Raw genomic sequence first — 12,257 nt, 5'->3', positions numbered from 1 at the left:
CCGCAAGCCACCATCGACGAGCTGAAAGCACGCGGCCACGATGTGCGCCAGAATGAGCAGAACTCCGGCCTGCAAGGCTTGCAGCGCATGCGCAAAGACGGCCGCGAATACTGGTTCGGTGGCGCAGACCCGCGCCGCGAAGGCATCGTCAAGGGCGATTGATGCGGCGTTGTGCGGCGGGTCAATGACCCGCCCTGCGCCGGCCGTGGTGCTTCCGGCGCGCGCGGGCTTCGTGCTAATCTCTTCGCATGGGACAAAAAAAGAAAACAGGATTGATCCTGACGGGCGGCGGCGCCCGAGCGGCCTACCAGGTCGGGGTGCTGCAAGCCATTTCGGAGATTCTGTGGGAAGAGGGCTGGCCGCCCGCGCGTAATCCATTCCAGGTCATTTGCGGCACATCGGCGGGCGCGATCAACGCCACCGCACTGGCCTGCCGCGCCGACAATTTCGGCGAAGGCGTGCAAAAGCTGCTGGACGTCTGGACCAATATCGAAGTCGAACAAGTCTATCGCGCCGACTCGCTGGGCGTGCTGCGCTCCGGCGCGCGCTGGCTGTCGCTGCTGTCCTTCGGCTGGCTGCTGCGCAAATGGCGCGCGGCACCACCGCAGTCCCTGCTGGATAACACGCCGCTGGTCAATCTGCTGCACCGCATGCTGGACCTTCCGCGGCTTGACGCCAACTTGCAGGAAGGTTTGCTGCACGCGCTGGCGGTTACTGCGTCTTCGTACACCGGTGGACAGCACATCACCTTTTACCAGACGGCTGCTGAAATCGCACCCTGGATTCGCATGCAGCGCGTGGCCATGCAGGACCAGATCGGCGTCGAGCACCTGCTGGCATCGTCCGCGATTCCCTTCATCTTCCCGGCTGTGCCGCTGTATCTGGGCGGCCATCTGGAATATTGCGGCGACGGTTCGATGCGCCAGCTGGCGCCGATCTCGCCCGCCATCCACCTCGGTTCGGCCAAGGTGCTGGTGGTCGGTGCGGGACGCCTGACCGAGCCTGCGCGCCAGGCCACCGAAACGCCGCGCTACCCAAGCCTGGCGCAGATTGCGGGCCATGCCATGTCTTCCATCTTCCTGGATGGTTTGGCGGTGGATATCGAACGCCTGAACCGCGTCAACCATACGCTGTCCGTGCTGCCGCCGGACCTGCTGGCCAATACGCCGCTGCGTCCCGTGGAGCTGCTGGTCATCGCGCCGTCCGAACGCCTGGACGATATCGCCGCGCGCCATATCGCCAGCCTGCCGGCGCCGATCCGCACCATGTTGTCCGGCATCGGCGCGACCGAAGCGCGTGGTGCGGCACTGGCTTCCTATCTGCTTTTTGAATCCAGCTATACAACGGAGTTGATCCGCCTTGGCCAGCGCGATACCCAGGCTCGCCGCGCCGACGTGTTGGCGTTTTTTGATAGGTGAGCGGCGAGGGATAGTAAAATTGCATATTTTTTGCGTGTCCGAGTACCGATTTGCCAGTCCGTAGCCGTTTGAAACCATTGTTGAAGCACCTTGCCGCCCTTGGGCTGGCGGGCAGCGTCRCTCTCTGCGCAGTGGCGGCGCCGCCGCGCACTTTTCGTTTCGAGCAGCTGAATGTGGAAGACGGCCTGGCCCAGGAATCCGTGCTGGCGATCGCGCAGGACAAGCAGGGCTTCATGTGGTTCGGCAGCCAGGCGGGCCTTTCCCGCTACGACGGCTACCGCGTCACGGTCTACCGCAATATCGTTTCCGACCGCCGCAGCCTGGCCGAAAACTGGGTGGGCGTGCTGCACATCGATCCCAAGGGGCGTATGTGGGTTGGCACGGATGGCGGCCTCGATCTGTTCGATCCCGTCACGCAAAGCTTCTCGCATCATCTGCCGCAGGAACCTGAAAAACGCGGCAGCGGCAATCTCCACATCCGCGCCATCATCGACGATGGCATGGACGGCCTGTGGATCGGCACTGCAGACGGCTTGCAGCATTTTGATCCCGCCACCGGCCGCTTCACCATCTGGCATAACGAAGCAGGACGTCCCGGCAGCCTGGCGCATGACCAGATCAATGGCCTGGCGCGCGACCGCGAAGGCCGGCTGTGGATCGCCACTTCAGGTGGCGTCGACATGCTGTCGCCCGGCGCCGGCAGCTTCCAGCATTTTCGCCTGCAGGGCGGCACGCCGGCACGCCAGGCCGCGCAGTCGCTGTTCCTCGATAAGGACCAGATGCTGTGGGTCGGCACGCAAAACGGCATCGAGCAGTGGACGCTGGATGGCGCCGTGCCCAAGCGCCGCCGCCTCGGCGTAGCGCAGGGACTGCCGGAAGGCCAGATCAAACGCATCTATCAGGATGTCGACGGCATCGTGTGGATCGGTACGCAAAACGATGGCCTGTTCCGCTGGCGTCCGGTGGAAGAGCGCTTCGTGCAGTACCGCCACCAGCAGGGCGATCCGCACGGACTGGCGGACAATTATGTCTACTCCCTGTTCCGCGACCGCGTGGGCACGCTGTGGGTCGGCACCTGGTTCAATGGCGTGAGCCGCGTGGACCTGGGCAGCGGCGGTTTCTCGCGCCTGGTGAAAGATCCCGGCCGTCCGCGTTCGCTGACCGACAATAAGACGCGCGCCATTCTCGATGCCGGCCACGGCAAGATCTGGGTCGGCAACAGCGATGGCCTGAATTACTACGACACGCTGACCGGCGAAACGGTGCTGTACAGCTTTGCGCCCAGCGATGCGCCCAACTTCGAACACAATGTGATGGCATTGTGGCGCGACCCGAAAGATCCGGAAGGCGCGCTGTGGGTGGGCGGCCGCAATGGCGTGCGCCGCTTCGACACGAAGGCACGCCGTTTCGGCCCCTTGATGCTGACCCACGGTGACCCGGAAAACGACACCGTGCGTTATCTGTATGGCGACAGCCAGGGCATGCTGTGGGTGTCGACCAAGGCCGGCCTGCATCGCATGGATCTCGCCAGCGGCGGCGTGCTGACTTACCGCCACGATCCGGCAGACAGCAACAGCATGGCCGACGACGTGGCGCGCCCGGTGCTGGAGGACCGCCACGGCAATCTGTGGGTGGGCACGTTCAACGGCCTCGATCTGCTGGACCGCAAGACGGGACGATTCACGCACTACCGTCACAGCGCGAATGATCCGTCGAGCCTGAGCCACAACGAGGTGCACTATCTGCTGGAAGATGCGGAAGGCACGCTATGGGTCGGCACGGCGGCGGGCCTGAACCGCATGGAGCGGCGTGGCGACGGTAGCGTGCATTTCCGCCGCTACCTGCGCAAGGATGGCCTGGCGGACGATGCGATTGCCGCCATCCTGCCCGGCAAGGGTGATTATCTCTGGCTGTCGACCAATACCGGCATATCGCGGCTGGACATGCGCAACGGCCAGGCCCGTAATTACTCCGGCGCCGATGGCACCATCGAAGGCGCCTACTTCGATGGCGCGGCGGCGCGTGCGGCCGACGGCACCATGTATTTCGGCGGTTTCAATGGCATTACGGCTTTCGATCCGGAAGAAGTGCGCGAGAACAGCGTGGCGCCGACGGTGGCCATCACCGACTTCCAGATCTTCAACAAGTCGGTTCGTCCGGGGCAGGGCGGCCCTTATGGCAAGATCCTGAGCTCGGCCATCGAGTACACCAATGCCTTGTCGCTACGCGAGCAGGATTCCGTGTTCGCCCTCGAATTCGCGGCGCTGCACTACGCGGCGCCCCAGCGCAACCGCTTCGCCTATCAGTTGCAGGGCTTCGACAAGGATTGGGTGGTGACCGACGCGGGCAAGCGCTTCGCCACCTACACCAATCTCGATCCCGGCACCTATGTGTTCCGCGTGAAGGCAGCCAACAAGGACGGCATCTGGAACGACAACGCGGCAACGGTACGCATCACCATCGAGCCGCCGTTCTGGAAAACCTGGTGGTTCCGCAGCATTTTCGGCCTGGTGCTGGCGGGCGTCAGCTACGGCATTTATCAGGCTCGCGTACGTGTGCTGAGCCGCGCGCGGGCGCGCCTGGAGCAGCAGGTCAGCCTGCGCACGGCGGAAGTGGAACTGAAGAACAAGCTGCTGCAGGAACAGAAGCGCGAGCTGGAACAGCGCGACAAGAATCTGCGCCAGGCCAAGCAGCGCGCGGAAGAAGCCACGCGCCAGAAGTCCGAATTCCTGGCCAATATGAGCCACGAGATGCGCACCCCGTTGGCCGGTGTGATCGGCATGCTGGGCTTTGCCCTGCGCGACGCCATGCTGAAGGAGCGCACGCGCGACCAGATCGAACGCGGCCAGGCCAACGCGCAGTCGCTGTTGACCATCATCAATGACCTGCTGGACTTTTCCAAGATCGAAGCAGGCAAGCTGGCCATCGAGCATATCGATTTTGCGCTGGCCGCGGCGGTGGAAAACGTGGTGAGTCTGTTCGCCGAGCAGACTACCGCAGCGGTGGTGGGCTTTCACGTCGAATTCGACAGCGACTTGCCGCCTTTCGTGGTGGGCGATCCGACCCGCCTGCGCCAGGTGCTGGTCAACCTGGTCGGTAACGCCTTCAAGTTCACGGAGCAGGGCGAGGTGAATTTGCGCGTGCAGCGCGTGGACGATGGCGCCACCAAGCCGCGCTGGAATCTGATCCGCTTTACCGTGACCGATACCGGCATCGGCATTCCGCCGGACGAGCTGCCACGCCTGTTCGAACAGTTCGAGCAGGGCGATACCACCACCACGCGCCGCTACGGCGGTACGGGCCTGGGCCTGGCGATCTGCCGCCAGCTGGTGGAACTGATGGGCGGCGAGATTCTGGCCGATTCCACGCCCGGYGTGGGCAGTACCTTCAGCTTCACCATTCCCCTGCTTACCGGCGTGGCGCCGCCGCTGGTACCGCATGTGCCGCGCAAGCCGCACTCCCATCAGCTGCGCGTGCTGTGCGCGGAAGACTTCCCGACCAACCAGATCATCATCCGCATGATGCTGGAGGAGCTGGGACACAAGGCGGACATCGCCGGCAATGGCGCGCTGGCCGTTGCGGCCTGCTCCCAGGCCCGCTATGACCTGATCCTGATGGACGGCCGCATGCCGGAAATGGACGGCCCGACGGCCACACGCCTGATTCGCTCCGGCGGCCCGCACGAAGCGCCGGTGCTGGATCAGGAACTGATGATTATCGCGCTGACTGCCAACGCCAGCGAAGAAGACCGCAGCCGCTATCTGGCTTCGGGCATGGACGATTTCCTGACCAAGCCGATCGACGAAGGGGCGCTGCACTTCCAGCTAAGCCGCGCCATCGAACGCCAGCTGCAGCGCGGCATTGCCTTGCCGCCGATGCCGCATAAGGAAGCGCGTCCTTCGATTGCGGAACTGGATGCGATGTTCGGTGTGGTGGACATCCCGGAGACTGCAACGCTGCCACCGGGCAGCCACGCCGCCGATGCGCTCAAGCTGCGCCTGCGCGATGCCTTCATCGCCGACTTGCCGGAGCGTCTGCGGGAACTGGATGCGGCGCTGGCCGCTGCCGATGCCGATGCGGCGGGACGCCTGTTCCATGGCATGAAGGGCAGTGCGGCTTATCTGGCCGAAGGCGAGCTGCATACCTTGTGCAGCGAGCTGGAAAAGGCGGCGGACCGCGCGCTGTGGCCTGCGATTCACGCCAAGCTGCCGCGCTTGCGCGTCCTGCTGGATCACGTCGTGGCGCCGCCCCGGCATTGAACAATGCATAATGTCGTCTGTGCGCTGCACAACGTGGAGATTTGAATGAAAGTGTTGGTTGTAGATGATGATGTCGTGTCGCGCATGGTGCTGATGCACCTGATCGACGGCTGCGGCAAGTTCGACATTGTGGAAGCTGAAGATGGCGCCGATGCGTGGGAGCAGCTGGAGGAAGGCCTGCGTCCAGCGATCTGCTTCTGCGATCTGCGCATGCCGCGCCTGTCCGGCATGGAGCTGCTGCAGCGTATCAAGAGCCATCGTGAGTTGAGCAGCCTGCCTTTTGTGCTGGTATCTTCGGCCACCGACAAGGAAACCGTGCAGCAAGCCACGCTGGCTGGCGCCGCTGGCTACATCGTCAAACCCTTCCAGTCCGACCAGGTGCGCATCCACCTGTCGGCCTTCCTCGATCAGGCGGCGCAAGGTTATGAACACCGTGCCGAAGAACCCAGCGCCACCCAGATCCGCCTGGGCATCAGCGCCGACCGTCTGCTGGTCTACCTGGCCGGCTTCCAGAATCAGCTGACCGCCGCCGGCAACGAGCTGCAGGCTTTGCTGGCAAGTGGCGAGCAGGCCGAAGCCCATATCCGCATCGAGCGCCTGCACGCTGGCTGCGTCACCTTGGGCCTGAATGGCGCCGCCGCGACCCTGAAGCTGGCCGATACCACGCAATTGAGCATCGATACCGTACAAGCCGCGCTGGCCGACGTCATCCGCGCGGTCATTCACCAAAGCTCCCTGGTCCGCCAATCCGCCTGACCCGCCGCGCGGCGCCTGCCGCGCAGGCGGCTTGCCAATAATATAGTTTAGGTTTAAAGTAGTTTGGTGCAGGCTGAATCGACCGACCAACGACCAGGGCGACCATGAACAAAGCAACTGCAATTGAACCGAGCGCGCATCTCGATCAGTTCGCGCTCCAGCACCTTCCGCCGCAGGACCAATGGCCAGACCTGGTCTTCGACCTGCCGGAACTGCAGTATCCGTCCCGTTTGAATTGCGTGGCAGAGATCCTGGACCGCGCAGTGGAACAGGGCAAAGGCGAGCGCATTGCGCTGCACGGCGAATCCGAATGCTGGACGTACGCCCAGCTGAAGGAAAAAGTGGACCGCATCGCCCATGTGCTGCGCGGTCCCATGGGACTTGTACCGGGCAACCGCGTGCTGCTGCGCGGCGCCAATCATCCGATGATGGCCGCCGCCGTGCTGGCGGTGCTGAAGGCGGGCCTGATCGCCGTGCCCACCATGCCCTTGCTGCGCGCCCGTGAACTGGGCGTGATCATGGACCGCGCCAGGGTGAACGCCGTGCTGTGCGCGGCTTCTCTGCACGAGGAAATCGAAGTGGCGCCTTCGCGCCCTGAGAAAATCGTCTACTTCAACGGCGATCATGGCGCTGCGTCGCTGGAAGCCATGATGGAAGCGCAAGCAGCATCCTTCGAGGCTTGCGATACCTCGGCTGAAGATATCTGTCTGATCAGCTTCACCTCCGGCACCACCGGCATCCCCAAAGGCACCATGCACTTCCACCGTGATGTGCTGGCCATCTGCGACTGCTTCCCGCCGCACATCCTGAAGTCGGAACCGGACGACCTGTTCATCGGCACACCGCCGCTGGCCTTTACTTTCGGCCTCGGTGGCTTGCTGCTGTTCCCGCTGCGCGTAGGCGCGGCTGCCGTGCTGCTGGAAAAGCTGACGCCGGAGGGCCTGCTGCAAGCGATCGAGCGGTACAAAGCCACGGTGTGCTTTACCGCGCCGACCTTCTACCGGCAGATGACGGCCCTGGTGCCGAAGTACGATTTGTCCAGCCTGAAGAAGAGCGTGTCCGCAGGTGAAGCGCTGCCGGTAGCCACGCGCGAAGGCTGGCAACAGGCGACGGGTCTGCGCATGATCGACGGCATCGGCGCGACCGAGATGCTGCACATCTTTATCTCCGCATCGRGCGACAATGTCCGCCCCGGCGCCACGGGCAAGCCGATTCCCGGCTACCGCGCCTGCATTCTGGACCGGGCGGGCAAGCCCGTCGGCCCCGGCGTGATCGGACGCCTTGCCGTGAAAGGCCCCACGGGCTGCCGCTACCTCGATGACCGGCGCCAGCTGGACTATGTGCTGAATGGTTGGAATCTTACCGGCGACGCTTACGAGGTGGACGCCGACGGCTACTTCATCTACCGCTCGCGCACCGATGACATGATCATCTCCGCCGGCTACAACATCGCCGGCCCTGAAGTGGAAGACGCGCTGCTGCGCCATCCCGCCGTGGCCGAATGCGGCGTGGTCGGCAAGCCGGACGATGAACGCGGCCAGATCGTGGAAGCCCATATCGTGCTGAAGCCCGGCTACGAAGGCACGCCTGAAATGGCGACGGCCCTGCAGGATTTCGTCAAAGAGCAAATCGCTCCCTACAAATATCCGCGCTCAATTCAATTCCTGAGCGCCTTGCCACGCACTGAAACCGGAAAGCTGCAGCGCTTCAAGCTGCGAGGAGCGTAATGAATATCGTATGTATCGGCGGCGGCCCGGCAGGGCTGTATTTTGGCCTGCTGATGAAAAAGCAGAATCCGTCCAATCGCATCGTGGTGGTTGAGCGCAATCGTCCCTACGACACCTTCGGCTGGGGCGTGGTGTTCTCCGACCAGACGCTGGGTAATCTGGTGAACGCGGATGRGAAGACGGCACGCGAGATTTTGCAATCCTTCAATCACTGGGACGATATCGACGTCTTCTTCAAAGGCCAGAAAGTCACCTCCGGCGGCCATGGCTTCTGCGGCATTGGCCGCAAGCGCCTGCTCAATATTCTGCAGCAGCGCTGCGAGGAGTTGGGCGTGGAGCTGGTCTTCGAGTGCGATGTAACGGACGACCAGGAGCTGGCCGCGCGCTACAACGCCGATCTGGTGATTGCGTCCGATGGCCTGAACAGCCGTGTGCGGGCCCGTTACGAATCGACTTACCAGCCCATGATCGAAGCGCGCCAGTGCCGCTTCGTGTGGCTGGGCACCACCAAGAAATTCGACGCCTTTACCTTCGATTTTCAGGAAACGCCGCACGGCTGGTTCCAGGCACACATCTACCAGTACGATGGCAATACCTCCACCTTCATCGTCGAAGCGCCGGAAAGCGTATGGCGTGCGGCGGGACTGGAAGACATGTCGCAGGAACAGGCCATGGCCTTCTGCGAGAAGCTGTTTGCGGACCGGCTGGAGGGACATAAGCTGATGTCCAACGCCGCCCACCTGCGCGGCTCGAACGTGTGGATCAAGTTCCCGCGCATCGTCTGCCAGCAGTGGGTGCACTGGCATGGCAAAGTGCCGGTAGTGCTGATGGGCGATGCGGCGCACAGCGCGCACTTCTCGATCGGTTCAGGAACCAAGCTGGCACTGGAGGACGCGATTGAACTCACGCGCTGCTTTGCTGCGCATGGCGGCGACGTGAGCGCTGCCCTGAAAGAGTATGAGTCGGTGCGTGCGGTGGAAGTGATCAAGATCCAGAGCGCGGCGCGCAACTCGATGGAGTGGTTCGAGAACGTCAAGCGCTACACCGCGATGGAAGCGCCGCAGTTTGCGTATTCCATGCTGACCCGTAGCCAGCGCCTTTCACACGAAAACCTGCGCGTGCGCGACGCGGGCTATGTGGCCCGTTACGAATCCTGGCTGGCCGAACGCGCCTACGCCCAGGCAGGCCTGCCTCCGCCAGCCGCTATGCCTGTCGCCAGAGCCGGCCAGCGCATCGCGATCGCCGCCCCCATAACCGGCGCTGCGTCTCGCGTTGCGCCGGTCCCGCCCATGTTCACGCCATACCGCGTGCGCGGCCTGGTGCTGAAGAACCGCATCATTGTCTCCCCGATGGCGCAATACAGCGCGGTGGACGGCTGCGTCGGCGACTTCCACCTGGCTCACCTGGGCGCCCGCGCCATGGGCGGCGCGGCGCTGGTGATGGCCGAGATGACTTGCGTGTCGGCTGACGCGCGCATCACGCCATTCTGCCCCGGCATGTATGCCCCTGCACACACCATGGCCTGGAAGCGCATCGTGGACTTTGTACATGCGAATACCGACGCCGCCATCGGCATCCAGCTTGGCCACGCCGGCGCCAAGGGCTCCACGCGCGCCATGTGGGACGGCATTGATCTGCCGCTCGACAAAGGCAACTGGCCACTGCTCTCTGCCTCGCAGCACCAATACCTGCCTGGCATCTCGCAGGTCGCCCGCACAGCCACGCTGGACGATATGAACCGCATCCAGGCCGACTTTGTCCGCGCCACCAGGGCCGCCGATGAAGCGGGCTTCGACTGGCTCGAGCTGCACTGTGCGCATGGCTATCTGCTTTCTTCATTCATCTCGCCGCTGACCAATCAGCGTGGCGACGAATACGGCGGCAGTATTGAGAACCGCTGCCGCTTCCCGTTGCGCGTGTTCGCGGCCATGCGCGCCGTGTGGCCGGCGGATAAGCCGATGAGCGTGCGCATTTCGGCCCATGACTGGGTCGAAGGCGGTATTACGCCGGATGATGCGGTGCGCATTGCGCAGCTGTTCAAGGCGGCTGGGGCGGACATGATCGATTGCTCGTCCGGCCAGGTCAGCAAGCTGGAAAAACCGGTATTCGGCCGCATGTTCCAGACGCCGTTCGCGGACCGCGTACGCAATGAGGCGGGCATTGGCGCGATTGCCGTTGGTTCCATTTTCGAGGCCGATCACGTCAACGGCATCATTGCTGCCGGACGCGCGGATTTGTGCGCGGTTGGCCGTCCGCATCTCGCCAATCCTTCGTGGACTTTGGCCGAAGCCGCGAAGCTGGGGTATCGCGATGTGTGGTGGCCCAAGCAGTACCTGGCGGGCAAGCAGCAGCTCGAACGCAATCTGGAGCGCGAACGCCAGCTTGCCGCCGCCAGTGCTGGACTCACGCCGCAGCAAGTTGCGGCCAAGCTGCTGGAGGGCTGAGGCATGACGCTTGCAGGAAAACACGCATTCATCACCGGCGGCGGCCGCGGCATCGGCGCCGCCTGCGCCCGCGCGCTGCTGGAGCAGGGCGCCACCGTCACCATCGCCGGCCGCGACCTCGCCACCCTCGAACGCACCGCCGCCGCCCTCGCAGCCATCCCCGCAGCGCACGCCAGCGTGAACGCGAACGCGGACCGCGCATCGACGGGGCCGGCTGCCGCCACCGCGTCGCCCGCTGGCGCGCGCGTCTTCGTGCAGCAGATTGACGTCACCGATGAAGCATCCGTGCGTGACGCGATTGCGCGGGCGGCTCAGCAGGGCGGCCCGATTCACATCCTGATCAACAACGCAGGCCAGGCGCACTCCGCGCCTTTTGCGAAAACCACCGCCGAACACTGGCAGCAAATGCTGAACGTGAACCTCACCGGCGCCTTCCACTGCACGCAAGCAGTCCTGCCGCAGATGCTGGAACAAGGCTGGGGGCGCATCATCAACATCGCCAGCACCGCCGGACTAAAAGGCTACAAATACGTCAGCGCCTACGTCGCGGCCAAGCACGGCCTGATCGGCCTCACGCGCGCGCTGGCGCTGGAGCTGGCGACAAAGAACATCACGGTCAACGCGGTCTGCCCCGGCTTCACGGAAACCGACATCGTAGCCGGCGCCGTCGCGAACATCATGCAAAAGACCGGCCGCAGCGAAGAACAGGCGCGCGCGGAACTCGCCGCCGGAAACCCGCAGCAAAAGCTGGTACAGCCGGAAGAAGTCGCGAATGCAGTCGCCTGGCTCTGCCAACCCGCGGCCGCCGCGATGAACGGACAATCCATCGCCGTCGCCGGCGGTGAAGTCATGTGAGGAGCCCATGCCCGATTTCGACCTGGCCAGCCGTCTGACAAGCGACCATCACCAGTCGCTCAAACTCTGGTTACGTATGCTGTCCTGCACCACCCGCATCGAAAACGAAATCCGCACCCGGCTGCGCGCGCAGTTCGGCATCACGCTGCCGCGTTTCGACCTGATGGCGCAACTGGAACGCCATCCGGAAGGTCTGCGAATGGGAGAACTGAGCAAGCGCATGATGGTCACCGGCGGCAACGTCACCGGCATCACCGACCAGCTGGAGCAGGAAGGCCTGGTGGCGCGCGTGGCGGACCCCAAGGATGGCCGCGCCTTCAGCGTCATGCTCACGCCGGAAGGCCGCCGCGCCTTCGTCGAAATGGCGGAAGTGCATGAGCGCTGGATCGCCGAACTGCTGCAGGACCTCACCAACGACGACAAGGCCCGCTTGATCGATCTGCTGTCGCAGATGAAGGGCCATCTCAACAAGGACAAACCATGAAATACCTTCAAGGCCAGCCGCAGGACTTGCCTGGCAATCGCAGCCAGTTGGCCGGCTACCAGCCGCGCCATTTCCTGTTCGAAGTCAAAGGCGGTGTCGCCACGCTGACGCTGGACCGTCCCGAGCGCAAGAACCCGCTCACCTTCGACTCCTACGCCGAACTGCGTGAACTGTTCCGCGCCCTGGCCTATGCGGACGATGTAAAAGCCATCGTCATCACCGGCGCCGGCGAGAACTTCTGCTCCGGCGGCGACGTCCACGAAATCATCGGTCCGCTGACCAAGCTGGATATGCCTGGCCTGCTGGCCTTCACG

At 63.8% G+C, this 12,257-nt stretch carries 8 protein-coding genes; all 8 read left to right on the top strand.

What is annotated here, in order from left to right:
- The first annotated feature begins 248 nt into the window (after nt 1–248).
- The gene (locus tag AB4Z11_RS08495; RefSeq protein WP_442024372.1) at nt 249–1,418 is read left to right on the top strand and encodes a patatin-like phospholipase family protein; all 1,170 of its coding nucleotides are present in this window, start codon (nt 249–251) and stop codon (nt 1,416–1,418) included.
- 80 nt (nt 1,419–1,498) lie between these two features.
- Nucleotides 1,499–5,677: a two-component regulator propeller domain-containing protein gene (locus AB4Z11_RS08490; RefSeq protein ID WP_442024370.1), complete on the top strand. Its 4,179-nt coding sequence runs from the start codon at nt 1,499–1,501 to the stop codon at nt 5,675–5,677.
- 45 nt (nt 5,678–5,722) lie between these two features.
- Nucleotides 5,723–6,433: a response regulator gene (locus tag AB4Z11_RS08485; RefSeq protein ID WP_442024368.1), complete on the top strand. Its 711-nt coding sequence runs from the start codon at nt 5,723–5,725 to the stop codon at nt 6,431–6,433.
- Between the two features lie 104 nt (nt 6,434–6,537).
- Nucleotides 6,538–8,160 carry an AMP-binding protein gene (locus AB4Z11_RS08480; protein ID WP_442024366.1) on the top strand — a complete coding sequence of 541 codons (1,623 nt, stop codon included), beginning with the start codon at nt 6,538–6,540 and terminating at the stop codon, nt 8,158–8,160.
- Nucleotides 8,160–10,604, top strand: a complete 2,445-nt coding sequence (locus AB4Z11_RS08475) for a bifunctional salicylyl-CoA 5-hydroxylase/oxidoreductase (RefSeq protein ID WP_442024364.1) — start codon at nt 8,160–8,162, stop codon at nt 10,602–10,604. The genes AB4Z11_RS08480 and AB4Z11_RS08475 overlap by 1 nt, the downstream gene beginning before the upstream one ends.
- Nucleotides 10,605–10,607: 3 nt before the next feature.
- Nucleotides 10,608–11,459 carry an SDR family NAD(P)-dependent oxidoreductase gene (locus AB4Z11_RS08470; RefSeq protein WP_442024362.1) on the top strand — a complete coding sequence of 284 codons (852 nt, stop codon included), beginning with the start codon at nt 10,608–10,610 and terminating at the stop codon, nt 11,457–11,459.
- 7 nt (nt 11,460–11,466) lie between these two features.
- Nucleotides 11,467–11,943 carry a MarR family winged helix-turn-helix transcriptional regulator gene (locus tag AB4Z11_RS08465; protein WP_442024360.1) on the top strand — a complete coding sequence of 159 codons (477 nt, stop codon included), beginning with the start codon at nt 11,467–11,469 and terminating at the stop codon, nt 11,941–11,943.
- Nucleotides 11,940–12,257, top strand: a 318-nt coding sequence (locus AB4Z11_RS08460; protein ID WP_442024358.1) for an enoyl-CoA hydratase-related protein, incomplete at its 3' end; no start/stop codon positions are given. The genes AB4Z11_RS08465 and AB4Z11_RS08460, both read left to right, overlap by 4 nt.

This window comes from Pseudoduganella sp. RAF53_2 (genome assembly GCF_052113985.1).
Classification (GTDB): Bacteria; Pseudomonadota; Gammaproteobacteria; order Burkholderiales; family Burkholderiaceae_D; genus Rugamonas.
The sequence above is the reverse complement of the archived record's forward strand: the minus strand, read 5'-3'. Positions and strand labels throughout refer to the sequence as shown.

What these genes read in the sequence shown, in the direction of transcription:
- AB4Z11_RS08470 (WP_442024362.1), top strand. Translation starts at nt 10,608, where the DNA reads ATGACGCTTGCAGGAAAACACGCATTCATCACCGGCGGCGGCCGCGGC.
- AB4Z11_RS08485 (WP_442024368.1), top strand. Translation starts at nt 5,723, where the DNA reads ATGAAAGTGTTGGTTGTAGATGATGATGTCGTGTCGCGCATGGTGCTG.
- AB4Z11_RS08495 (WP_442024372.1), top strand. Translation starts at nt 249, where the DNA reads ATGGGACAAAAAAAGAAAACAGGATTGATCCTGACGGGCGGCGGCGCC.
- AB4Z11_RS08465 (WP_442024360.1), top strand. Translation starts at nt 11,467, where the DNA reads ATGCCCGATTTCGACCTGGCCAGCCGTCTGACAAGCGACCATCACCAG.